The organism is Psychrobacter sp. Choline-02u-9, assembly GCF_002836505.1.
Classification (GTDB): domain Bacteria; phylum Pseudomonadota; class Gammaproteobacteria; order Pseudomonadales; family Moraxellaceae; genus Psychrobacter.
Genome location: NZ_PJBF01000054.1, coordinates 49,145 through 73,339, shown reverse-complemented (window position 1 = coordinate 73,339; position 24,195 = coordinate 49,145). Strand labels below are relative to the sequence as shown.

The following is a 24,195-nucleotide window of genomic DNA, read 5'->3' as shown; positions in this document are numbered from 1 at the left end:
TCAGTCTGTTTACGACGGATTAGTTAATCGTAATCTCTTCAGTAGGATAGCGATAATTACGTTGACGCATATTTTTTAGCAGTGCGATAAATATCGTCAGCATACTGACGCGGCCAACAAACATAATGACCGAAACCACTATTTTACTAAAATCTGATAAGTCTGCTGTCAGGTTTAAACTTAGCCCCACCGTGCTATACGCTGAAAAGCACTCAAATACCACTTTAATCAAATCAAGCTCTGGCTGATCATAACTGATGAGTGTCACGCCCGTACCGATGACCAGTAGCGACAGCCACATAATAGAAAATGCGCGGCGAACTGAAATCTCCGCAATCTCTCGTTTAAACACCTCTATCTTGGTCTGTCCACGAGCTAGGCTCAATGTATTCAATAACGCAATCGCAAAGGTACTGGTCTTGATACCCCCACCTGTCGAGTTTGGCGAAGCACCAATCCACATTAGAAATATCGTCAGCATCACCGTTGGAAACGTAAGCTCACCCATATCAATCACATTGAATCCTGCCGTACGCGGGGTAGCCGCAGTAAAAAACCCTGTTACTAGCTTACCGAGGAAACTGGTATGGTCAGCGAGCACATTATTGTATTCAAATATCATCACCCCAATCAGACCGACCAACAGTAATGCGCCTGTGGTAATCAAAGTAATACGACTATTGATATTAAGTAACCAAGGCTGATAAATATAGCGTTGGTCATGGCGATTGATCAGCCGCTGAGCACGATAACGTAAATACCTAAGCACATTGACCACAATAGTAAAACCCATACCACCGAAGATAAATGTCATCGCCAGAATCAGCTGTAGCGAATAATTAAAACGTAGCGAATCATCGTACAAGCCAGCACTAAATGTCGAAAATCCAGCATTACAAAAAGCAGAAATCGCATGAAAGACTGAAAAGAATAGCTGCTCAGACCAATCCATATTGGGTATGTCATAAATACTGATATAAATCAGCGCAGCCGCTACCGCCTCGACCGCAAACGTGACGTATAAGATAGACTTAAGTGTCGACACCACATCACCCATACCGCGCATGTAAGACATCTCGCTGATGCTGGCTTGTGTCTCATAACTGACACCGCCCTTAAAGAAATAACTAAAATAGGTCACAAAGGTCAAAATACCCAAACCGCCAATTTGTATCAGCCCCATAATAATAACTTGTCCAAAAGTCGTAAAATAGGTGGCAGTGTCCACTACGATAAGCCCCGTCACACAAACCGCACTGGTCGCGGTAAAAAGCGCATCAACAAAAGACAGTGGTTGCGTCGTCGCATTGGGCATCATCAATAGCAAGGCACCAACCAGCACCACGACTAAAAAGCTTAGAATAAAAAACTGGGCAGGATGTAGAAAGGTACGATTGAGATTAAAATTGTGATCGGAGAGTTCGCGGACGAAGGTGACAAACACCGCTATCTTTATCGCGACAAAGCCATCAACGGCAGCAGATAGGCCCGAACGTACTAAGTCCGTAAAATGCGCGGTCAATAAAATGATAATGGCAATGCTGGTCAGTGCGTCAAAGACGGCGACTTTATTAAGCGTTAATGGCTTTTTGGTATAGATGTAACGCCCAGCGGTCACCATAAAACTGAGAAAAATAATGACCAAATAGAAAATATGGAATACTTGCTGGAGCCACGTCGGTAGTGTAAAACCACTATCTAACAAGGCAATCGCTACCCCGATGACACTAATAAGAATCGTAAAATTGTTTAATAACCGATAACGCGTGGCTGCATTCATAGCCTGAGTCCATGACAACGATAACCACGATACTTATACTCCTTTTTTGTCGTATCCACAAAAAGTGATTTAAGTTAATCGTAACCAATTATTGAGTCATAGCAGCTATTGATAAGCTAGATACTGACAACCAGAGCGAGATAAAAAGTGCGCATTAGGCAGTAACGGTTTTAATAACTCTATAGTTTAATGCTATCGCTTATACACATTTATTAAACTTCTTCTTTTACTTTTGCTATTTTTACGCCGCCCCATGTCACCAATGCCACACCAATAGCAATTAAGGTCGCACCTAAAAATAAACCTTCTGGTGGACTCTCCCCTTGCAAAAAAATAGCGATGGGCACGCCCACAATGGCTCCTACTGCGCCTAGTAAGCTTAGCAACACGGGTCCACCTGTCTTTTGCAATAGAAATAACAGTAAAAACTGTCCAGCGAATACGCATGCTTGTGTAGCTATCATGCTTAGCGGCAACCAATTCTCTAAAGGTACAGCAATAGAAAAGTCTGACATCATACCAAACAAACCTAGCAGCAGCGCTGTCGCAATCAACATACCTGGAGCGAGTGCACCAGAAGACGCATTATCAGGCCAGCGTAATGTCCGATATATATTACCAATAGCAAGTAGCACTGGGCCACAAAGCGCGATTAAAATCCAAAATACACTAGAATCTGGCGCAAAGAATTTATGCACGGCTAATGCCCCTGCTCCAATGAGTGCCGCGATGACCCCAAGCGCACGGACAATATAAAATTGCTCTATACGTAGTAACAGCGCACCAAGATAAGTTAGCAGTGGCGGCAATGAGAGGATTAAGGCGACGAAACCTGCGCCCACATGAGGAATGGCAGAAAATAACAGTAAGTTGGCGGCCGCGACACTGACCAGCGCCGCGACAAAGTAATACTCTAAGCTGCGCGCATTAAGAGGAGGGAGTTCTTTTCTGATGAGCGCTACCATCAGTAAGATAACAGCAGCGCCAGTAATCGACCAAAACAAAAACCCTAATGGGGTCAGACCGACATCGATAGCGTACTTTGCCACATTGGTCGAGATACCAGTGAGTGCCCCACCTGCCAGCATACAAACAAAAGGCACCAACCAAGTAGTTTTGTGAATACTGGTTTGTTTGAGCGAGTCATTCATCGACTATCCTATTGGATGACGAAATTTCTTAATCATGTTAGATGGCCTTTAAAATAACTTATAACAGCACCCTAATAGCTACTGGCAAAAAATATCAGCAGGTAAGCTTTGTACAGCGACGGTTGCTGCATCAATTGCTCCAGCGACATAGCCAGGGAACTGCGCCGACCACTCACTACCACAACCTGTTAGACAGTCTTGCCACACGCCTGTTTTTGGCTTGGATGGCGGAGCTACTGCATGCTGACCGTTGCCGCTAGCATCAGCGGGCATCGCTGTTAATGGGTCTGTTGCCCAGTCTTTAAGATATTCAGCTTTCGGAGTACTTGCCTGCGCACCAAATAGTCGCACCAACTGGGCACGGCAATGTTCTTTTAGCACCGTATCAGAGACGCTCCGACGTACTTGAGCAGGAACGCCAAAGAAACCAAACAATGCCCCATCGTTCTCTAATGTCGAGGCATCATGTATCTCAGTAAGCGGCCCTATTGCACTGCGCGCAGCACCCGAGAGACTAGCATCTCGCCAAAATGGTGATTCATAAATAGCGACGTATTTGGCATGGGGAGCCATCCAAGTGTCGGTCTCTTGCCACTCTATCGCTAAATCTTGCGGTAAAGTAGGTTCAAATACGATATTACTAACCGCCAACCGCGGTGGTAGCGCAAGTAATACATGCTGCGCTTGATAAGTGATTATTTGACCAGCGTTGATATGTTCAGAGCCATACTCGCTGTCTATTTTAATATGCTGACCAGTCTTGGTTAAGCGCCTTACTGTCTGTCCCGTTAAGATACGCTTGACATCCAAGCGAGCATATAAAGCATTAATTAGCGCCGTCATTCCACCCACGAGGCGCATAGATGGTGGCGAGCTCTGATAACCTTGCGTACGGATAGGCAACTCACTGGGGCCACGTTCAACCATCATATCGCCTTCTTCGAACTGGGCGAAACGTGGTAAACCTAATGCCTCGATAAGACTGCTCAACTGCGACTGATACTCTGGCCAAAACCACGACGGCCCTAAATCAAAGCCATCGTTTGATTTTTCATGATCGCCACTTTGATCGCTAACATTCTGACCCACTGATGATTTGGCAACAGTGATACGCCCGCCCAATCTATCACGAGCCTCTATCAGTATATAATCAATGCCTTTTTGTTCTAATAAGAAGGCAGCATACAATCCACTTAATCCACCACCGACGATCACCACTGGTACGTTTTGCATATCAAATACGTCCTATCTCATCAAGTACATTTAATCAGGACTACTCGATCAAAATTGTTCGAGTGAAACTACTCACCCAACAACTTAGTCAGCATCTCATCAATCTCAACCTTAAACTCTTTGTCTTCAATTTTATTGGCTGTGACTTTAGCATTTTGTAGGCTTTGGATAGCGGCTTCTTTTTCGCCTGTCTCAAGCTGTAGCACCGCCATAGAAAAAGCAATCGATGACATATGATCTTTTGAGTTAATGGCAGTAGCCTTGGCCAGTGCTTTGTCATAAATCACCAGTGCTGCGTCCAAATCTTCTGTGAAATCAGCAAGCGTTTCCCATTGTTCTGGGTGGTCTTTGTCAGTGCCTTCATTGTCGGTACAAATGGCGTTTAGTTCAGCATATAACGAATCAAATTTTTCTTGATTGCCTCTGCGATCCGCTTCTAACAATTCTTCGGCTAAGGTGTAAATGGCTTTATATATTTTGGTATTAATCATTGTTTACAACCTTTTATTGACTATATCGTGTGTGGTTAGGATTATAACGTAATTCTAGGGCGTGTCCTCATTTTAAAAATGGTGATAAAAATGAGATAAACTGCAGTCAAACAAGGAAAGTAGCGCAGATAATATCGGGATATTAACCAGCTATTTAACGATGTTTGGCAAAATTTAGCCATTTTTAGCCCGTTTAGATATGATCAATTGAATTGAGGACACGCCCTAGCGGCTCAGATGATTGCTACAGAGAAGAACACAATATTTATGTGGCTGTTATTAAGATTACTATGAACCTTATTAAGGTTGCTATTCATACTATAGTCGATTCAATTTAAAAGCAGCACAAGGCAACCGAGCGCAAGTTATACATTAGTATGCTTAGCGAGGATGACGATGATGTAGCGGATTTATATAGACTTGACTATATTAGGGTTACAACTCGCGCCAGTGCAACCACAGTCGCGTATCCAGCTCAAATTGATGATATTCAGGCTCCATGTGGCAGCATAATTGATAAAACGCTTTGTTATGCTCATGCTCTTTGAAATGGGCAAGCTCATGCACCACTATCATGCGCAAAAACTCTGGCGGCGCGTCTTTAAATAGGCTGGCTACCGTGATGCTATTGTGCGATTTCAGCTTACTGCCCTGTACGCGCGATTGCGTCGTATGGATACCTAGGGCATGTTTTAAAACTTTCAATTTACTGCTATAGCTGACATTTGATAGCTGACCAATCTTACGCATGTATTGGGTTTTTATCTCATTGATATACTGATAGAGCGCTTTGTCGCTTTGGATTTGATGCTGAGTTGGGTATTTTTTTTCCAGATACTCGCCCAACCTACCATCACTGATAAGCTGAGCAGCTTGAGTTTGAATCTGTTCTGAGTAATGCGCTATGTACTTTAATTTGGTCACAAATGTATCCTTTGCTAATACGTTGCAGCGTATCAGTCGATCAATTTAATCTTAATGAATTTTACCTTATATTTGCGGCGCTTGTTTGCCACTTATTTGGGATATATCTTCAACTTAAATGACAGTTATTTATAAATAGTTAGTCATAAAAAAACCCATAAGCTGCGTTCAACTTATGGGGATATTTTTACTGATAGTTTTACTTAAAAAGTTTGCCTGATTAACGCTCTAAATGCAGATACTGCAAGTGACGTTCGTACTGATTTAGGATATCAACCAATACCTGCTCTTTTGAGTAGCCAACCAAGTCATACTCCTGCGAGCCTTCACTTAAGAAAACTTCCGCACGGTAGTAGTACTCTGCGTGCTTGGTAGATGTGCTCAATGTAAAGTTAGGACGATGAGCTTTAATCAAATTGACTTCATAAATAAAGTCATCTTCATCGCCGTGACCGACACGCAGTTTTAGACCGTCTACCTGACCACTATCTTGGTCCATGCCTGCATCGATACCTTCACCGATACTGGCAAGGTTTTTGGTATCTAACGAGGTTTTGAGACCACCTGCTTTAAATTCTTTTTCGACCTCAGACATCGCTGGCATCACGACCGTATGCAAGAATTTTTCAACCTGTGCATGTCCTGGGAAACTCACAATACGTTGCAAGCGCGCTTTCCAGCTCTTCCCACTGTCCAACACATTTGCCGTGCCGATTGTACTAGCTTTACGCTTGTTGCCTTCTTCTTTTAGCGACTTCCACATAGACATCATGTAGAGCACAAGAATAATAGAGAATGGCAAACCTGCAATAACAGAAACAGATTGCAATGAGGCAAAGCCACCTGCAAATAACAGTCCTAACGTAATAAGACCAGTCGCTGCTGCCCAAAACAGACGTAACCAAACAGGAGCATCGGTATCATTGGTCATACCTCTTGAGCTCAGGTTCGCTAGTACTAACGCGCCTGAGTCAGCAGAAGTCACAAAGAAAATAAGACCAATAACCACACCAGCAAATGACAATACCTCACTGTAAGGGAAGTACTCAAACAGCGCAAACATGCCCATTGCCGCATCATTGACCGCGATTTCGCCAAGCTCTGTTGCGCCATTGGCAACCAAATCTATCGCTGAATTACCAAAGATAGAGAACCATGCGAAGATAAAACCAAGCGGAATAAACATCACACCAAATACAAACTCACGTAGAGTACGGCCACGGCTAATACGCGCGATAAACAGACCGACAAACGGTGCCCAAGCAACCCACCATGCCCAGAAAAATATCGTCCACCAAGATTTCCACTCGGCACCAGCAGCACCGTCATAAGCATAAACGTCAAAGGTTTTATAAATGATGGTTTGGAAATATTGACCGATATTTTGAGTAAAGGTATTTAATAGATACACCGTATTGCCCATTACCAATATGGCAAGCAACAAGAGTATTGACGACAGCATGTTGAATTCAGATAGACGACGAACGCCTTTTTCGACACCTGTCATCGCAGAGATAGCAGCAGCCGCGACAACACCTACGATGATGAGCGCCTGAACCGTTTTGCTAGATTCGATACCGAACACATGGGTCAAGCCAGCATTGGCCTGCAATACCCCAATACCTAAACTGGTTGCAATACCCATCAACGTACAGACGACACCGAAGGTATCAATACCATCGCCTAACCAACCTTTGATTAAACGTTCACCAAATATCGGTGTCAACGGCGAGCGTAACGCGAGTGGCATGTTTTTGCGATAAGCAAAGTAAGCCAGCGCCATACCGATTAGTGCATAAATACCCCACCCGTGTAGACCCCAATGCAAGAAAGTCTGAGCAAGTGCTTCGCGCATGGCCTCAGCACTAGCAGGCTCTAAGCCTGTATGCGGGGTCAAATAATGCATCAAAGGCTCAGAGGCACCAAAGAACAACAGGTCAATACCAATACCCGCTGAGAACAGCATGGCCGCCCACGCTAAAAACGGAAATTGTGCTTTTTCGTGGTCTTGACCAAGCTTTATATCACCGTACTTAGAAAAACCAACAAACAACGCAAAAATACTATAAGCGGCAACCACCAACATATAATACCAGCCAAACTTGTCTGATACCCAAGTCATGCTTGCGCTCAACAAGGCCTCACTATAATTTGGAAAAACGATGGTCCAGATTATCAATAAAATAGAAATAATAGCTGAGCCCATAAACACGGTTTTGTTTAGGGTCAGAGGTTTCGTCACATCTTGTGATGGCGAACTGTACATAAAAGACCTCAATATATAAATTAAACAGGGTCCGATATTGCTTTGTCCGGCATCGTCTAATAGTAGACTGATGATCTATAACCGTATACGTAGAACCAATCGCATGACGGACAAAGCAGTACCAATAAATAAAAAGCTAATAAAATTATAAACAAATTCAACCTGAACGGTATTCATTATTCTAATACGTTAGCGCTGATAGAAAAGGCCTCTACTTGGAAAGGCCTTTTGGTTAAAATTTTCTCATATCGTTATTTATTCAGTAACCTGTATGCAGGCTTATATCGCAGCCTACACCGTCGAGAGATAATCGCGCATTGGCTCTGAGCGCAGCGGTGCACCATTGGCCACATAATAATCTGCCGTTGAACGTGGCAGCTGTACGCCTCTCATCTTGTCGACGATTTTTTCGGCCAACATAATAGTTGTAGCATTGAGATTACCACTAATAATGTTTGGCATGATAGACGCATCGACGACTCGCAAGCCATCAATACCATGTACCAGACCTTCGCCGTTTACCACCGAATCATTATCTTCACCCATCGCACAAGTACAAGATGGATGATAAGCCGTCTCACTATGATTGCGTACGTATTCATCTAACTGGGCGTCGGTGACCAAATCATCGGTCGGTGCAATCGCGCGACCACGATAAGGGTCAAGCGCTGGCTGATGCATGATCTCACGCGTGATACGCATTGCAGCACGGAACTCTTGCCAGTCTTGATCATGCGACATGTAGTTAAATAAGATACTTGGATGTGCTTTCGGATCACGTGATTTTAGCTTGACGCGGCCACGGCTCGGTGAGCGCAGTGAGCCGACGTGTGCTTGGAAGCTGTGTGATTTCACAGCACTGCGGCCATCGTAGCGTACGGCTAGTGGCAAGAAATGATACTGAATATTTGGATGGGTAAACTTCTCATCCGTACGGATGAACCCGCCACCTTCGAATTGGTTAGACGCACCAAGACCTGTGCCATTGAACAACCATTCCGCACCAATCGCAGGCTTATTCCACCATTTATTGGCAGGCGCAATTGACACTGGCAGTTTGCATTCATACTGCATATATAGCTCTAGATGGTCTTGTAAGTTATTACCGACACCTGGCAGATCCAATATTTCAGTCACGCCAGCATCTTTTAACCACTGACCAGGACCGATACCTGAACGCTGTAGCAGTTGTGGTGAGGCAATCGCACCAGATGAGACAATCACTTCACGAGCGGCATGGAAATTTTTGGTCTGGCCTTCGTGTTCGACTTTGACACCGACAGCGCGCTTGCCGTCAAATAAAATTACGTCAGTCAATGCACCTGTCAAAATCGTAATGTTGCTACGCGGTTTGGCACGGTCAAGATAGCCGCGAGCCGTTGATGCACGGCGACCGTTAGGCGTCACGAATCGATCCATCGGACCAAAACCTTCTTGCTGATAGCCGTTTAGATCTTCGGTACATGGATAACCCGCTTGCACGCCCGCCTCAATCATAGCTTGGAACAGTGGATTAACCCCTGGCTTTGAGGTGGTCATTTCAACAGGACCGCCCACGCCATGATAGTCATTTTCGCCAGCGTCACAGTTTTCTAGCTTTTTGAAGTACGGTAAGCAATCCGAATACGTCCAGTCTGACAGGCCTTTTATTTTAGACCAATCATCAAAATCTAGCGCATTACCACGGATGTAGCACATACCGTTAATCAATGATGAGCCACCTAGCCCTTTGCCACGACCGCAGTCCATGACACGGTTATTCATATATGGCTCAGGATCTGTCTTATAACCCCAGTTATAAGTCGTCCCTTGTAGCGGCATGGCAAGCGCAGCTGGCATTTGGGTACGGAAGTCAAAACGATAATCTGGACGACCTGCTTCTAACAGCAATACCTTAATATTGGCATCTTCGGTCAGACGCGTAGCCAGCACATTTCCTGCTGAGCCTGCCCCAACAATAATATAGTCATACTCAGGTGTGGTTGATGTCATAACATACTCCATAATATTGAAAAAACATACATCGTTTAAGGTCAGTAAGGTCTACTAAAAAGGCTAAATTAAAGCTAATAAGAAACCTTACTGGCTTCGTTTTTCTCAATAAGATTGATTAAAAGACAGATTCAAACGCACCCAACTCTACTTGGATAGATTTGGTCTGAGTATAGTGTTCGAGCGCTTCGATACCGTTTTCGCGGCCGATACCAGAATGCTTATAGCCGCCTACTGGCATTTGTGCTGCCGACTCGCCCCACGTATTCAACCAGCAGATGCCAGCTTCGATCTGAGCGATGACACGATGCGCGCGTTTTAAATCTGCAGTCACAACCCCAGCTGCCAAGCCGTAATCGGTATCATTGGCACGGCGAATAACTTCTTCTTCGGTCTCGTAAGTCAATATCGACATCACTGGGCCAAAGATTTCTTCGCGTACGATAGTCATATCATCCGTGCAATCAGTGAATACTGTCGGTGCGACAAATGCGCCGTTGGCAAGCTCATTCGTTGTAACGCGCTCGCCACCTGTTAGCAGACGTGCGCCGCCTTTTTTACCTTGCTCGATATAGCCAAGCACACGCTCCATGTGCGGGAAGCTAACCAGTGGACCCATATTGATGTTCTCATCCATAGGGTCGCCTAGCTTAATACGCTCAACACAAGTTAAGATCGCTTGCTCAAACTTAGCTTGTAACGCTTTAGGGATGAATACGCGTGTGCCATTGGTACATACCTGACCCGTACTGTAGAAGTTGGCCATCATAGCGATGTCAGCAGCGGTATCGATATCTGCGTCATCAAATATGATTAAAGGTGATTTACCACCAAGCTCTAAAGTTACGTCTTTTAGAGATGAGCTTGCTGCATTCGACATGACTTTTTTACCAGTCGGTACGCCACCCGTGAACGATACTTTTGCGATATCTGGGTGATCGGTTAGCGCTTGACCCACTTCATAGTTACCTTGTACGACGTTAAACACACCATCTGGCAATCCAGCTTCGGTCAATATTTCTGCCAGTTTTAGTGCCGTCAATGGCGTCACTTCTGATGGTTTAAAAATCATCGCATTACCAGCAGCCAGTGCAGGTGCCGCTTTCCACATCGCGATTTGAATAGGATAGTTCCACGCGCCAATACCTGCGACCACGCCAAGAGGCTCGCGGCGAGTATAGACAAAGCTAGTATCACGCAATGGAATCTGACGTCCTTCAATCATCGGTGCCAGACCTGCATAGTATTCAACGACGTCAGCACCAGTAACGATATCGACGTACTTAGTTTCAGAGTAAGCTTTACCTGTGTCTTTGGTCTCAAGTAGTGCCAATACATCATTGCGATCGCGCAATATCTCAACAGCCTTTGATAAAATGCGACCACGCTCGACCGCTGTCATCGCCGCCCAAACTTTTTGACCTTTATGTGCGGCTTTTACGGCCTCGTCAATTTGCTCATTGCTGGTTTGCTGAATCGTTGCCAATACTTCACCAGTGGCTGGATTGATATCTTCAAAAGTCGTTAGCGATTCATCAACCGCTAGATAGCGACCGTTGATATAAGCTGTTTGTACTTGGTCTAAATCGATAATATCTGTCAAATTATTAATATCAGTCATAAATTCTCCTCAGGACGATTGGCAAAATCAGCTATAAATAGGCTCTTACCATATAATGTCGTCGTTAGTTAAGTTTCGAAATTTAGTCTTTAAGAAATTTAGTCTTTAAATAGTGAAATAAAAATTATTTTATAAAACAGCGTCATTTTATGAATCAAAGTCTTGTTGCGTCATTTTTATCAGGCGATCACGTAATGACTGTTTGTCTGCGATATCGATACCTGAAAAGTCTGAGAGCCAAATACCGTCAGCGACAAGGCGAACCATACATAATGTCTCGGTATTATCCGTTGCTGCATGTTTTTTGAGTTGCTCGTTCGCCCACTTAGCCCACAACTCACGCAGCTCACTATCACCTAGCATCAGCACATATAAGGTCGCTTGGTTATCGTACTCTTCCTGCCCTTGCTCGCCGAGACTGATGGTGGCGTCTATGTAAGCGCGGGTAAATGAACCGTACTTAACAGGATCGTCAGCCATTGCTGCGTTTACTTCTGCCTCAAACTTAGCCATTGCATCATTGAAGACTTCTAGCACGAGTGCGTTTTTGGTAGAAAAATGATGCATCACACCACCCTTTGTCACCCCAACCGCATCAGCGACCGCCTGAAAAGTCACTTTAGATAAGCCCTGCTCCAATGTGATACGTGCTGCTTGATCTAACAACGCACGACGAATGACTTCTGGCTGTTTTTTACGCTTATAAGCATTTTCCATATCAATGCACCACAGAATTAGACAATAAGTTCATCACAACAACACCGCCGACGATCATCGCGATACCGACCACTGCTGCTGTATCAAGATTTTGCTTGAATAGCACCACACCAACGAGTGATGTCAGTACGATTCCGAGTCCGCCCCACAGCGCGTACGCAATACCTAGCGGTATGGTCTTAAGCGTCTGAGCCATTAGATAAAATGAAACCGCATAGAGCGCGCCCATCATCAAAGTTGGCACCAAACGGGTGAACTGCTCTGACTTCATCAAAAAAGTAGTGCCGATCACTTCACAAATGATGGCAATGGCTAAGTAACCATAAGCAATAGTAGTAGGACTCATCTTTAGAACACCCGCCTTTGTTCAACGCATGCTATGAAAAACATAGCAAAGAAACCACATGGTCGGTATTTTATAGAACTCTACTGCCAATGTGAAGGACTGTCTTGCAACTTTATTGTGTCAAACGGTATCGCACCACCTTTATATTTAAAAATACAAGGCATCAAATCCAATTTTACTTTGCCGAATCGACGTCTGGCTCTATATTCTTATCGTTTATCCTATGTGCCATATAAAAGTTTCTAAAAATATTTTTTATTTCTAAAGCACATTTATCGTCATTTTCTACTGAGTGCTGCCTTGAAATAGCCTATCTGATAAGGGATTGGCGTTAATTTTCAATAATTGCGATAATATTTATAATTAAACGCATAATAAGGTTGACAGCCTGTAGTGACTTGGCTAAAATGTGCCCCACATAACGCAAACAAGCTAATTAACTGCTTTAATATAAAGCATCAATAACTTACTGTTATGACCAGCTATTCTCCAATAGCTCAGTTGGTAGAGCAACGGACTGTTAATCCGTGTGTCCCTGGTTCGAGCCCAGGTTGGAGAGCCATATACTAAAAACCTTCATCATAATTTGATGGAGGTTTTTTTATTGCTGTGTCTTTTATATTTACTTCTAATAATATTAGCACGGCTGTGGTGTTCTTTTAGACATTTTTGTTGTATGGTAAGATTAGTTTTGATTGGGTTCGTTTTTGTTTGAGTGCTTCGCTCTTACTCACTAAAAGTAATGGTTTATTATGATACCTGTACGTATAAAAAATAAGTTTTCTGATCATCCGCAAAAGATCATGCGCCCGATTAGTATTCGTTTGTCTGAAGAAATGATTGGTCTATTAGAAACGACGTCATCAGACTTGGGCTTTAAGCGCATTCAAGGGCTGATTCGTCTTTATATTCGTCAGGGCTTAGATCGTGACCATCAGGATTATACGCTTGCCCATGATGAAGTATTCATCGAAACGCTACGTAAGCGCGGCGTTAGCCAACATATTATTGATGAAGCGATTGTAGTAACGCATAATAACAACATCACTCATCCGCTATCTGAGCTGCAAGACAACGATTAAACAATTAATAGTAACGCTGCTAGATAATATTAAAATAAAATAGACCAAGTTTGCTAACGCGAGCTTGGTCTTTTTTGTGGCTGTTATAAAAGTTAAAGCATTACTGATCTTTCTCTAACTCTCCTCTTGTTACGCCCTTCTTGCATCTGATTTATAGTAAACATGTTTTTAAGTACTCCGATATATTTGCGACTGTAGTTAGCCATAATTAAACACAACAGATGTTTAAACAAGGTATATTAAGGATATAGTCGTGACTATTTATAGGGTTTTAACATAATAAAGATCTGCAAGGAGGGGTACGATGACGGGCTTACATCAGCGTTTCAACAAAACTTTGTTTTCAACCATGACGGTAGCAATGCTAGTGATTGCAACTGGCTGCTCATCGCCGCAGACTGATCCAAGTAAAACAACCATACCGACAGATTCTGACCAATGGCAAAAAAAGTTAGGGCAAACTTTTGAACAGTTGTCTGAGGCCGATCAACAAGTACTCAGCAGATATATGCTGCGCATGAAATTGAGCGACGCTTATGAATCAGGAGCCATGCCGCGCACCACTATTAAGCAGGCGCTAATACAACAGCGTGAATACGAGCGTCTGCATCCAAACAACCCAACGGGCAAGAAAAGCCCAATTGTCAAAGGTCAGGCGACTAATGCTACCGCACAGATGTACCCTGTCGCCCTGCTCCCTGTGAAAACCAGTGATAGCGATAGCTTAAATCAAGTCAAAATGCAGTTTATGCTATCTAATCATGGCAAAGGCGCGATAAAAAGTTTTAAAGGGACGCTGACCATGAAGGATGCCAACCTGACAAAGGGCAAAAACTTTAATGTGCCATTGACAGCCTTTGATCCACCTATCGCACCAGAGCAGTCTGGCAAGATCATTATTGAAAGCAGCATTGAGGATATCAATGTCATGCGCGCTATCAAAAATGCTAGTGGCATCACTATCGAGATTAATAAAGGTACGCTTACCTTAGCAGACGAACAGACAATCGAATTTGAAAACTCACTGGTGAAGTAGCTGTATAACTTACTATTGAGGTTTTTATAGAAGTAGAAGGTATTATTTAATACTTTTATCGATACCATAAAAAAAAGCCCCAATCATTGCTGATTGGGGCTTTTTCGAATTTGGCGGAGACGGAGAGATTCGAACTCTCGAAGGGCTATTAACCCTTGTCGGTTTTCAAGACCGGTGCATTCAACCGCTCTGCCACGTCTCCATTGGTGCATCATTATATAGATATCATTTTATAATGCAAGCCCCTAAACTAAAAAAATTCAATTAATTTTCGAATACTTGTAAATTGATGCATTATCGCTTGCTTGAGGCCAGATGTAAGCACATATCGAGCAGCCTATTGGCATAGCCCCATTCATTATCGTACCATGCAAAAACCTTATATTGACCGCCTACTTGCATAAGTTGTTGCCCATCAATGATAAGCGACTCAGTCTGATGGATAAAATCACTAGATACCAATGGCTCATCGGTATAAGCCATGATGTCATGCAGATGCGCCTGACTGGCAGATTTGAGTACTTCTCGAACTGTCTCGACATCGACATCTGGCGTATCAAATACAAAGGTGACATCAATCGCAGCCACGTCGATAGTGGGCACCCGTATCGAATGTCCGTTTATTTTGCCGACCATTGCTGGTAGCACCCGCTCTGTCGCAGCGATACTACTAGATGTCGTTGGAATGATATTATAGCCAGAAGCGCGCGCCCGTCTTGGATCTCGATGTGCTTGATCTAGCACTGTCTGATCAGCAGTAACTGCATGAATCTCTGTCATCATGGCGGACTGCACACCAAACGCCTTATCTAGCGTATCAATCAACGGTACCAATGCCTGCGTGGTGCAAGAAACACTAGAGATAATCGGTAGCTCAAGCGTGAGCGCATCGGTATTCACGCCCATCACGATACAGGCATCCACATCATCAAATGGCGCGGCACCGATAATTACTTGCTGCGCGCCAGCATCAATATGTAGCGTCGCCTGCTCATACGAGCGAAAATGCCCTGTACATTCTAAAACCACATCAACACCCAGCGCCTGCCAAGGTAAATTTTTGGGATCAGGCTCTGATAGCATATTGATACAGTAAGTTAGATTATTCTTAGTCAGACAGAGCTCAGTCTTGCTTGTATCACCTGACTCACTCTCTACAATTTCAGCATTTACCCCTAATCGACTGAGGCGGCCATGGGTGCTATCAAACTTTAATAAATGCAGCAAGATATCCGCTGGCGCTAAGTCATTAATTGCCACCACATGAATCGCACGGCCTAACACTTCAAAGCGCTCTAGCAAAGCGCGAAGTACATTGCGCCCTATACGACCAAAGCCATTGATAGCGACTCTAAGTGGCTGTGTATGCTCACCAGTAGTACGGAACGTCGCCGCTATCGGGTCAGAGGTCAATTGATAAGTAGCGCTCGAAAAATCAGGCATAACATTGGACATAAAGGGTATCGCTATAAATGAGGGTAAAAACTGAGCGTTATCACGTTGAGTGCGCTAATGATTGCTGAATATTAAGAAATAGCAAAAATAAAGCCTATAAAAATAAAGGTAACAAAGTTATAGGCAGCAAAACTATGGGGTGATAAAAATCAATGCGAGGCGAATGGTATTGAAGTCAATGCTTTGCTTGAGATGATCATATATCGGACGCAGCTTGATGCTACCGTCATCATTGAAGTCATTTGGATTATTGGCGACTTTAATGGCGACATAGGCATTACCTACGGCTGTCATCACCTCATCATCTGGACGCAGATGATCGCAGGCAAGACTCGGATCTTGTGATTTTAGCTCACCGATATGGCGCATGATGGTCGATTGTGACAATTGACGTGCTTCTGAAATCTCCGCAATGGTCAAACTCTCCTCCAATAACACTCGGGTTGCACTCAAGGTGCTTTCTGACTTATCAGAGACCTGATTGCCCTGTTTTTGCTTTTTATCTATTTGCGCTTGCTGCTGTTCGCGGCGCTTTTTTTGCAGCGCGGCATAGGCATCAATCACGGATTGACTGAGCGTACCACCTGACTTTAAGACAAACTTCTCATGTGCCTGCTGCATGCTTTCTTCATCGAGCATGGCATAGTTGGCATCAGCTTCGTCAGACAGCACCAAAAATCGCTTGTCTGCGCCGCGTGCTAATGGATCAAGTTGCAAGCTCATGTCATTCATACCCAGCAGCTGCAATCCTGCCAGCGACTTGAGACGTGACAAGGCCACATAGCCTTGCCCAAGCTCAAAGGTACGCGATAAATCAATCTCAGCCGCGTCAAGGGTCATGCCTTGCGATTTATGAATGGTGATTGCCCATGCTAGACAGAGCGGTACTTGTAAATAACTTGCCAGCACATCGCCCGTTTCATCTTCGATGATCCATTCTTCAGGTTCAGCGATGACTTCACGTCCGGAGTTTAGTCTAACCACAGGCATTTTTTGCGTCGCCGCTTTCTTTGCTTTTGGCTTATCGGCTTCTTTTTTAGCAGCGCTTTTTTTACCCTTGGTCGTCTGTTTATCCGTGGTTTCGTCAGTATCTTCACGGTCCGCATCAATGTTATTTTCGATCAATGCCTCACTGCTGTCTTTACTGTCATCCACTTTGACAGCAGCAAACCCAATTAACTCGCCCATCGTTCCGTTAGAGACACCAAGCTCAGCGTTGTTTTTGATAAACATTACCTTGGCACCGACTTTTAGAATCAGCTCGTCTTGGGTACGCACGGTCTTTTTTAGCGTCTCAACCAGCTTACTATCGCCTGTCGCCGTCGCCTCAAAACGCATCATCTCGCCATCTAGAGACGCCAGTTCTTTGTCATTGATTTTATTGACGTTGAGATTGTGGGTATACAGACGCGTACGCTTGATATCGACACTTTGGTCATAAGTCGCTTCTAAAGCGGCAATCGCCTCAAAGGTTACTTCCTGACGGCGGATTTGATTGAGAATATCATCTAGATCAAGCCCGCCATTCGCCGCGTCACTGACTTGTCTATGCTGCTCTGACAGATAGCAAATATGGAACTTGGCATCGAGCCACGCCTCAGACATAAAGGCAAATTTTTCACGATTGCTCTCGCCCTTGCTACCGATGGGCGGCAGCTGAAAAAAGTCCCCTGCGACAACGACTTGTATACCACCAAAGGCTTTGTTATTTTTGCGGACATGCTTGAGGACTTGGCTGACCAAGTTAAGCTGTTTGGCATGTAGCATTGATATCTCATCGATGACCAACACAGCCGTGTCTTTTAGTCTGTCTGCTAAGAACTGCTTGCGTGATAAATTTGTCAAATCTCGATCAGACAGCTCATCCTTGATACCAATACCCGACCAACTATGAATCGTTGTGCCGTTCATGTGTGTGGCAGCAATACCGGTACTGGCAGTCACCGCAACAGGCACACGGCGAGCGCGTAGATAATCAATATATTGATTGAGCGTATAGGTCTTACCTGAGCCTGCTGAGCCCGTTAAAAAGACATTTTGACCTGTTTTTAAGATATCGAGAGCAGAAGATTGACGCATAGATTCAAACCAGCCAGTAATGTGAAAAAAGAGAATAATAAAACCATCATCATAATGGAAAAAAACGCAACATTTGCCTAAAATCACCTAAAATTTGCGGGCTGTGCAACCTTGAGGTATCGACAATAAAATAAACAATTGTCAATAGAATATAGATAAAAAATGCTTTATTTTTTATAAATGCAAAAAATCAATAGCTTATCTTTTAATTTTTTCCGTAAAGTATCTGCTTTGATCATAAATACCAAGCCTATGCATTCTAGGCTTTACAGCAATAAAATCATGGCCATTAAAGCAAACTTCCTGTTATGTGTTAACTCATCAGTCATTATAAAATTTTAGTATGATTATCAGCAGAAGCCGAGTAGTATGAAACGTGTACAGAGAGCAATTGATGTTAATCAATCACAACATCAACTGATATTGTTTTGCGATAACAGATATTAGGATAGATAAAATTGCGCTTGTATTATCCGATAAAACAAACAACACAACAAGGAGTGTTTCATGCTGTATGCAAATCCCAATACGGAAGGTAGCCCTGTTCAGTTCCGCGAAAAATACGATAACTTTATTAATGGTGAGTGGACCGCTCCTATCGATGGAGAGTATTTTGATAACACAAGCCCCATCGATGGTAAAACTATTTGCCAAGTAGCCCGCTCAAAAGAAGCCGATATCGAAAAAGCCCTAGACGCGGCGCATGCTGCCAAAGATGCTTGGGGTAAGACCAGTGTTACTGAACGTGCCAACTTGTTACTCAAAATTGCTGACAGCATGGAAGCCAACCTAGAAGCGATTGCGATTGCCGAATGTTACGAAAACGGCAAACCTGTTCGTGAGACACTCGCAGCCGACATCCCTCTAGCCATTGATCACTTCCGTTATTTTGCCAGCGCCATTCGCGCACAAGAAGGCGGTATCAGTCAGATTGACGAAGACACTGTGGCTTATCATTTTCATGAGCCACTTGGTGTCGTCGGTCAAATCATTCCTTGGAACTTTCCTATCCTAATGGCCGTTTGGAAGCTAGCACCTGCCCTTGCTGCTGGTAACTGTGTCGTTCTAAAGCCAGCCGAACAAACGCCAGTTTCTATTCTGTTCATGTTAGAGACCATCGGTATCGCTGACATTTTGCCAAAGGGCGTGCTAAACGTCGTCAATGGCTTTGGGGTCGAAGCGGGTAAGCCACTTGCCTCAAACCCTCGCATCAATAAAGTTGCCTTTACAGGTGAGACTACCACTGGCCGCCTCATTATGCAGTACGCGAGCGAAAACATCATTCCAGTGACGTTAGAGCTTGGTGGCAAAAGCCCTAACATCTTCTTTGCCGATGTTATGGATGAGGACGATGACTTCTTGGACAAAGCGGTCGAAGGTCTAGTGATGTTTGCACTGAACCAAGGTGAAATCTGCACCTGTCCATCGCGGGCACTCGTTCATGAGAGCATCTATGATGAGTTTATCAAACGCTGTATCGCCCGTGTCGAGGCCATCAAAATGGGCAACCCACTCGATACCGACACCATGATTGGCGCGCAAGCCAGCTCAGACCAACTAGAGAAAATTTTATCTTATCTCGACATCGGTAAAAAAGAAGGCGCAAAAGTGCTCGTCGGCGGAGAACAAGCCAAACACGATGGCGACTTAGCAGATGGTTACTACGTCAAGCCAACGATCTTTGAGGGCACCAACGACATGCGCGTGTTCCAAGAAGAGATCTTTGGACCTGTCCTTGCCGTGACTACTTTTAAAGACGATGACGAAGCCATGCAGATTGCCAATGACACCTTGTATGGTTTAGGCGCTGGTGTATGGACCCGTAGTGTACACAAGGCATATCGCTTCGGACGTGGTATCCAAGCAGGCCGCGTATGGACCAACTGCTATCATATTTATCCATCACATTCGGCGTTCGGTGGTTACAAACAATCTGGTATCGGACGTGAAAACCATTTAATGATGCTCGACCACTATCAGCAAACCAAAAACATGCTGGTGTCGTACAGTCAGAAAAAAATGGGCTTCTTCTAAACCATCATTGCTAATCATGGAGCGGGTTATCACAAGTGTTACATAGCCCGCTCGCTACAACGATCTAAATAAAAAACTGAGACGAATTTTTATATCCTCTAATGCGCTTAGGCGCACAGCAGGAAAAATTTGTAGCAGTCTTGCGTTCAAAATAAGGTGTTTGCATATTTTGAATGCAATATCGCAACAACTTTTTATATCAACATTTATCAATCACCCATAAAAGAGAGCTTATTATGACTAACAAAATGAAAGCCGCTGTATTACATGAGTTCGGTCAAGACTTAAAAATCGAAGAAGTCGACATTCCAACCGCAGGTGCTGGGCAAATAGTTGTCAAAATGCACGCCTCAGGCGTCTGTCATACTGATTTGCATGCGGTTGAGGGGGACTGGCCTGTTAAGCCAAGCCCGCCATTTATCCCAGGTCATGAAGGTGTTGGCGTGATCACGGCGGTCGGTGACGGCGTAACTCATGTCAAAGCAGGTGATCGCGTTGGTGTGCCATGGCTATACTCTGCTTGTGGTCACTGTACGCATTGCTTGGGTGGCTGGGAAACCTTATGTAAAAAGCAAGAAAACTCTGGTTACTCAGTGAACGGTAGCTTTGCAGAATACGTCCTTGCAGATGCCAACTATGTTGGCATTATTCCTGAGAGTGTCGACTCCATTGAGATTGCCCCTGTTTTATGTGCGGGCGTCACGGTATATAAAGGTCTTAAAATGACCGACACCAAGCCAGGCGACTGGGTTGTTATTTCAGGTATCGGCGGCCTTGGTCACATGGCTGTACAGTATGCCATTGCCATGGGGCTCAATGTTGCTGCTGTTGATATTGATGACGAAAAACTTGAATTCGCCAAAAAGCTGGGGGCAACAGTGACGGTAAATGCCAAAAATACAGACCCAGGCGAGTTGCTACAAGAAAAAATCGGTGGCGCTCATGGCGTGTTAGTCACTGCAGTATCATCAAAAGCTTTTGATCAAGCCTTAAGCATGTTACGTCGCGGTGGTACTTTAGTATGTAACGGGCTCCCCACTGGCGACTTCCCGGTGTCAATCTTTGATACTGTACTCAATGGTATCACCATACGCGGCTCTATCGTTGGCACACGTCTTGACTTACAAGAGTCGCTAGATATGGCAGCGGCTGGCAAAGTCAAAGCGACCGTCAAAGCTGAGCCGTTAGAGAACATCAATGATATTTTTGAGCGGATGCGTAATGGCAAAATCGAAGGTCGTATCGTCATCGACTATAATCAATAACGGATAGTAAAATGACAGTGTTATAAGCTTATTACGTAGTTATTCCAACTGTCAATTATCAGCCGAAGGTCGTATCTTTTTAGTCATATGCCAGTTGTGATGTGTCTGAAGATGATGCGACCTTTTTGATTTGACTGTGGCATACTGATACTAGAGAGCAATTATATAAACCATGGATGGGCCATAAGAAGGAGTACGATATGAAACTGGCAGCAACAGAATCTTGTAAAGCGTTAATTGAGCTATTGAAATCTAAGCACGGTGAGCTGATGTTTCATCAATCAGGTGGCTGCTGTGACGGTAGCTCGCCCATGTGCTATCCATTAGGAGAGTTCAAAGTGGGTGGTCAGGATGTGTTGGTTGGTGAGCTTGCTGGCTGTCCATTTTATATGGGTAAGGCACAGTACAATCTATGGCAACATACGGATCTCACCATTGATGTCGTCAATGGGCGCGGTGCGAGTTTTTCGTTAGAAATCCCTGAAGGCAAACGCTTTATCGTACGCTCAGAAATCTGTGCGATATAAGGACGTTTGACGCAACATTAAGTAGCATTAATTCCAGACGATGTACCGAATATAACAGTCTTAGCTGGTCCTACGATATTGACGCAAACAGATACCGCAGAGTCATTTTTATTTTATTATTTCAGCAGAATAATAGTTACTGTAAAGCGTACCCTATTTTAATTAGCATGGATGCTATAAGGAATATGAAATGGAATTTGACACAACATTTGACTATGTCATCGTCGGCGGAGGTTCGGCGGGTTGCGTGCTCGCCAGCCGTCTCACTGAAAACCCAGATATCAGTGTCTGCTTATTAGAGTACGGCGGTGATGGCAAAGATCTAGCAGTACGCGTGCCTGCTGGACTGATTCTGATGGTTCCTGGCAAACCGCTGAAATTGAACAATTGGTGCTTTCACACCACCCCGCAAGAGCACCTTAATAATCGTAAAGGTTTTCAGCCGCGTGGACAATGTCTAGGCGGATCATCAGCAATCAATGCCATGATCTATACGCGCGGTAGTAAGCTAGATTATGAGCGCTGGGTAGAGCAAGGCTGTACTGGCTGGGGATTTGACGATGTATTGCCTTACTTTATCAAAGCTGAAAATAATATTCGTGGTAGCGATAAGCTACATGGTGATAGCGGGCCGCTGCATGTTAGCGACCTACTCAGTCCACGAGACATCTCCAAAGCATTCGTAGAAGCTGCGATTGCCAATGGCCTAGATCATAACCCTGACTTTAATAGCGAAAAGCAAGACGGTACAGGATTGTATCAAGTCACTCATTTCCATGGTGAAAAACAAGGCCAACGCTGCTCTGCCGCGGCCGCCTATCTACATCCTGTCCAAAACCGCTCCAACCTAACTGTCATCACTCATGCGCAGGCTAACCGCGTCATTATCGAAGACAATCAAGCGACAGGCGTCGTCTACGAAAAAGACGGTGTCGAACATACTGTCACGGCGCGTCATGAAGTCCTACTATCAGGTGGCGCATTTGGTTCGCCCAAAGTCCTGATGCTCTCAGGTATTGGCCCTGCAGAGCATTTGCAGTCTCATGGTATCGATGTGGTAGTAGATGCACCTGAAGTCGGTGGTAATTTGCAGGATCACTTAGACGTCGTCTTTGATTACGAGGTCAATACTACTGACGTCATCGGTATTGGCATGGCATCGATTTCGACATTGACCAAAAGCATTCGGCAGTGGAGAAAAGACGGTACAGGGCTGCTGTCTACCAACTATGCAGAAGCAGGTGCGTTCTTTAGCGTCGGTGATGACCCAAAGGAGTGGCCAAATACACAGCTGCACTTTGTCATCTCGCGCGTGATAGAGCACGGTCGCGATCTCAGACGCGGATTTGCTGTCTCTTGTCACAGTTGCTACTTACGGCCTGAAAGTCGAGGCACTGTACGACTGGACTCAGCCGACCCCTCCGATGCTGTCTTGATCGATCCAAACTATCTGTCGCATCCAAAAGATGTAGAGTATATGGTTGCCGGTGCCGAGCGTACTCGCGCCATCATGCAAGAGTCTGCACTCGCTAAGTACATTACTGAAGACTACCCTGCCCCTTACCTCGAAAAAGACGGCATGCTCGGCTATATCAGAAATAAGTCAGATACCATCTATCATCCAGTAGGTACTTGCCGCATGGGCTCAGATGACAGCTCTGTGGTCGATTTGGAATTGAAGGTACGAGGTGTGAGCAGATTACGAGTCATTGACGCTTCAGTGATGCCAACGCTTATTAGCGCCAATACCAATGCGCCAACTATTATGATTGCCGAAAAAATGGCCGATCTCATTAAGGCGAATCATGGCCCTATTTGATGCTGTATTAGGCAAACTGCTTATAGCTGATTGCTTTAAAGAGACATAACTTTATCATTTCTAATTGTTTACAATTAGTAAAATTGTAACTGGCTAGCAATTTAAAGGTATGTCTCTTTGCTATTGAAAATTAACAAACATAAAGCCATAGAATTTAGTATTTAATATCTTATTGATGCTAAATACGGCAAAACCGTGCACTTTTTATCAAAATTAGTCTATTTATAGCTTGCATTACCACAGATTAAGAGAGTATATTCGAACGACTTGTTTATATTTTTAGTTTCCATCTATATAATTTAAAGTTATAACAACCTTTAATATGTTTTATTTTGTATATATGAAACATTTTATAGATAGATGCTTTAGAGGTCACT

The 24,195-nt window shown here is 44.2% G+C and carries 18 protein-coding genes and 2 tRNA genes; 7 read left to right on the top strand and 13 right to left on the bottom strand.

Going from position 1 to position 24,195, the window contains the following annotated elements:
* Nucleotides 1-19 precede the first annotated feature (19 nt).
* The 10 genes from CXF69_RS08525 to CXF69_RS08480 all read right to left on the bottom strand — a co-directional run bounded on the left by CXF69_RS08525 (nt 20) and on the right by CXF69_RS08480 (nt 12,521).
* Nucleotides 20-1,780, bottom strand: coding sequence for a TrkH family potassium uptake protein (locus tag CXF69_RS08525; protein ID WP_101206340.1), 1,761 nt, complete (start codon nt 1,778-1,780; stop codon nt 20-22).
* A gap of 212 nt (nt 1,781-1,992) precedes the next feature.
* The gene (locus tag CXF69_RS08520) at nt 1,993-2,931 is read right to left on the bottom strand and encodes a DMT family transporter (RefSeq protein ID WP_101206339.1); all 939 of its coding nucleotides are present in this window, start codon (nt 2,929-2,931) and stop codon (nt 1,993-1,995) included.
* A gap of 78 nt (nt 2,932-3,009) precedes the next feature.
* Nucleotides 3,010-4,164: a flavin monoamine oxidase family protein gene (locus tag CXF69_RS08515; protein WP_101206338.1), complete on the bottom strand. Its 1,155-nt coding sequence runs from the start codon at nt 4,162-4,164 to the stop codon at nt 3,010-3,012.
* A 68-nt stretch (nt 4,165-4,232) separates the two neighbouring features.
* Nucleotides 4,233-4,655, bottom strand: coding sequence for a Replicative DNA helicase (locus tag CXF69_RS08510; RefSeq protein ID WP_101206337.1), 423 nt, complete (start codon nt 4,653-4,655; stop codon nt 4,233-4,235).
* Nucleotides 4,656-5,090: 435 nt separating this feature from the next.
* Nucleotides 5,091-5,579: a M48 metallopeptidase family protein gene (locus CXF69_RS08505; protein WP_101206336.1), complete on the bottom strand. Its 489-nt coding sequence runs from the start codon at nt 5,577-5,579 to the stop codon at nt 5,091-5,093.
* Nucleotides 5,580-5,799: 220 nt separating this feature from the next.
* Nucleotides 5,800-7,845 (bottom strand): choline BCCT transporter BetT, encoded by a 2,046-nt coding sequence (betT, locus tag CXF69_RS08500; RefSeq protein ID WP_101206335.1) that lies wholly within the window; start codon nt 7,843-7,845, stop codon nt 5,800-5,802.
* A gap of 291 nt (nt 7,846-8,136) precedes the next feature.
* A complete protein-coding gene (gene betA, locus CXF69_RS08495; protein ID WP_101206334.1) occupies nt 8,137-9,837 on the bottom strand; it encodes a choline dehydrogenase in 1,701 nt (566 codons plus the stop codon).
* A gap of 118 nt (nt 9,838-9,955) precedes the next feature.
* Nucleotides 9,956-11,458, bottom strand: coding sequence for a betaine-aldehyde dehydrogenase (gene betB / locus CXF69_RS08490; protein ID WP_101206333.1), 1,503 nt, complete (start codon nt 11,456-11,458; stop codon nt 9,956-9,958).
* A 147-nt stretch (nt 11,459-11,605) separates the two neighbouring features.
* A complete protein-coding gene (locus CXF69_RS08485; RefSeq protein WP_220456015.1) occupies nt 11,606-12,175 on the bottom strand; it encodes a TetR/AcrR family transcriptional regulator in 570 nt (189 codons plus the stop codon).
* A gap of 1 nt (nt 12,176) precedes the next feature.
* Nucleotides 12,177-12,521 (bottom strand): DMT family transporter, encoded by a 345-nt coding sequence (locus CXF69_RS08480; RefSeq protein WP_101206331.1) that lies wholly within the window; start codon nt 12,519-12,521, stop codon nt 12,177-12,179.
* A 486-nt stretch (nt 12,522-13,007) separates the two neighbouring features.
* On the opposite strand from CXF69_RS08480, the gene CXF69_RS08475 reads away from it, so the two are divergent.
* From CXF69_RS08475 to CXF69_RS08465, 3 genes are all read left to right on the top strand, one after another.
* Nucleotides 13,008-13,083 (top strand) — tRNA-Asn (locus tag CXF69_RS08475).
* Nucleotides 13,084-13,273: 190 nt separating this feature from the next.
* Complete coding sequence (locus CXF69_RS08470; RefSeq protein WP_057761113.1) at nt 13,274-13,603, top strand: hypothetical protein; 330 nt, start codon at nt 13,274-13,276, stop codon at nt 13,601-13,603.
* Between the two features lie 304 nt (nt 13,604-13,907).
* Complete coding sequence (locus CXF69_RS08465; protein ID WP_101206330.1) at nt 13,908-14,639, top strand: hypothetical protein; 732 nt, start codon at nt 13,908-13,910, stop codon at nt 14,637-14,639.
* A gap of 111 nt (nt 14,640-14,750) precedes the next feature.
* Here CXF69_RS08465 and CXF69_RS08460 read toward each other — a convergent pair.
* From CXF69_RS08460 to CXF69_RS08450, 3 genes are all read right to left on the bottom strand, one after another.
* Nucleotides 14,751-14,841: transfer RNA gene (locus tag CXF69_RS08460), tRNA-Ser, on the bottom strand.
* Between the two features lie 92 nt (nt 14,842-14,933).
* Nucleotides 14,934-16,082: a type I glyceraldehyde-3-phosphate dehydrogenase gene (locus CXF69_RS08455; RefSeq protein WP_101206329.1), complete on the bottom strand. Its 1,149-nt coding sequence runs from the start codon at nt 16,080-16,082 to the stop codon at nt 14,934-14,936.
* 144 nt (nt 16,083-16,226) lie between these two features.
* Nucleotides 16,227-18,173: an AAA family ATPase gene (locus tag CXF69_RS08450; protein ID WP_101206328.1), complete on the bottom strand. Its 1,947-nt coding sequence runs from the start codon at nt 18,171-18,173 to the stop codon at nt 16,227-16,229.
* 507 nt (nt 18,174-18,680) lie between these two features.
* On the opposite strand from CXF69_RS08450, the gene CXF69_RS08445 reads away from it, so the two are divergent.
* The 4 genes from CXF69_RS08445 to CXF69_RS08430 all read left to right on the top strand — a co-directional run bounded on the left by CXF69_RS08445 (nt 18,681) and on the right by CXF69_RS08430 (nt 23,818).
* Nucleotides 18,681-20,207 (top strand): acetaldehyde dehydrogenase ExaC, encoded by a 1,527-nt coding sequence (locus CXF69_RS08445; protein ID WP_101206327.1) that lies wholly within the window; start codon nt 18,681-18,683, stop codon nt 20,205-20,207.
* A 236-nt stretch (nt 20,208-20,443) separates the two neighbouring features.
* Nucleotides 20,444-21,472 carry an alcohol dehydrogenase AdhP gene (gene adhP / locus CXF69_RS08440; protein ID WP_178379299.1) on the top strand — a complete coding sequence of 343 codons (1,029 nt, stop codon included), beginning with the start codon at nt 20,444-20,446 and terminating at the stop codon, nt 21,470-21,472.
* A 200-nt stretch (nt 21,473-21,672) separates the two neighbouring features.
* Entirely contained in the window at nt 21,673-21,999 is a 327-nt protein-coding gene (locus tag CXF69_RS08435; RefSeq protein WP_101206326.1) for a DUF779 domain-containing protein, read from the top strand.
* A 190-nt stretch (nt 22,000-22,189) separates the two neighbouring features.
* A complete protein-coding gene (locus tag CXF69_RS08430) occupies nt 22,190-23,818 on the top strand; it encodes a GMC family oxidoreductase (RefSeq protein ID WP_101206325.1) in 1,629 nt (542 codons plus the stop codon).
* The last annotated feature ends 377 nt before the right edge of the window (nt 23,819-24,195 follow it).

What these genes read in the sequence shown, in the direction of transcription:
- CXF69_RS08450 (WP_101206328.1), bottom strand. Translation starts at nt 18,173, where the DNA reads ATGCGTCAATCTTCTGCTCTCGATATCTTAAAAACAGGTCAAAATGTC.
- CXF69_RS08465 (WP_101206330.1), top strand. Translation starts at nt 13,908, where the DNA reads ATGACGGGCTTACATCAGCGTTTCAACAAAACTTTGTTTTCAACCATG.
- CXF69_RS08470 (WP_057761113.1), top strand. Translation starts at nt 13,274, where the DNA reads ATGATACCTGTACGTATAAAAAATAAGTTTTCTGATCATCCGCAAAAG.
- CXF69_RS08435 (WP_101206326.1), top strand. Translation starts at nt 21,673, where the DNA reads ATGAAACTGGCAGCAACAGAATCTTGTAAAGCGTTAATTGAGCTATTG.
- CXF69_RS08485 (WP_220456015.1), bottom strand. Translation starts at nt 12,175, where the DNA reads ATGGAAAATGCTTATAAGCGTAAAAAACAGCCAGAAGTCATTCGTCGT.
- betA (WP_101206334.1), bottom strand. Translation starts at nt 9,837, where the DNA reads ATGACATCAACCACACCTGAGTATGACTATATTATTGTTGGGGCAGGC.
- betB (WP_101206333.1), bottom strand. Translation starts at nt 11,458, where the DNA reads ATGACTGATATTAATAATTTGACAGATATTATCGATTTAGACCAAGTA.
- CXF69_RS08525 (WP_101206340.1), bottom strand. Translation starts at nt 1,780, where the DNA reads ATGAATGCAGCCACGCGTTATCGGTTATTAAACAATTTTACGATTCTT.
- CXF69_RS08445 (WP_101206327.1), top strand. Translation starts at nt 18,681, where the DNA reads ATGCTGTATGCAAATCCCAATACGGAAGGTAGCCCTGTTCAGTTCCGC.
- CXF69_RS08520 (WP_101206339.1), bottom strand. Translation starts at nt 2,931, where the DNA reads ATGAATGACTCGCTCAAACAAACCAGTATTCACAAAACTACTTGGTTG.
- adhP (WP_178379299.1), top strand. Translation starts at nt 20,444, where the DNA reads ATGACTAACAAAATGAAAGCCGCTGTATTACATGAGTTCGGTCAAGAC.
- CXF69_RS08430 (WP_101206325.1), top strand. Translation starts at nt 22,190, where the DNA reads ATGGAATTTGACACAACATTTGACTATGTCATCGTCGGCGGAGGTTCG.
- CXF69_RS08455 (WP_101206329.1), bottom strand. Translation starts at nt 16,082, where the DNA reads ATGCCTGATTTTTCGAGCGCTACTTATCAATTGACCTCTGACCCGATA.
- CXF69_RS08480 (WP_101206331.1), bottom strand. Translation starts at nt 12,521, where the DNA reads ATGAGTCCTACTACTATTGCTTATGGTTACTTAGCCATTGCCATCATT.
- betT (WP_101206335.1), bottom strand. Translation starts at nt 7,845, where the DNA reads ATGTACAGTTCGCCATCACAAGATGTGACGAAACCTCTGACCCTAAAC.
- CXF69_RS08515 (WP_101206338.1), bottom strand. Translation starts at nt 4,164, where the DNA reads ATGCAAAACGTACCAGTGGTGATCGTCGGTGGTGGATTAAGTGGATTG.
- CXF69_RS08510 (WP_101206337.1), bottom strand. Translation starts at nt 4,655, where the DNA reads ATGATTAATACCAAAATATATAAAGCCATTTACACCTTAGCCGAAGAA.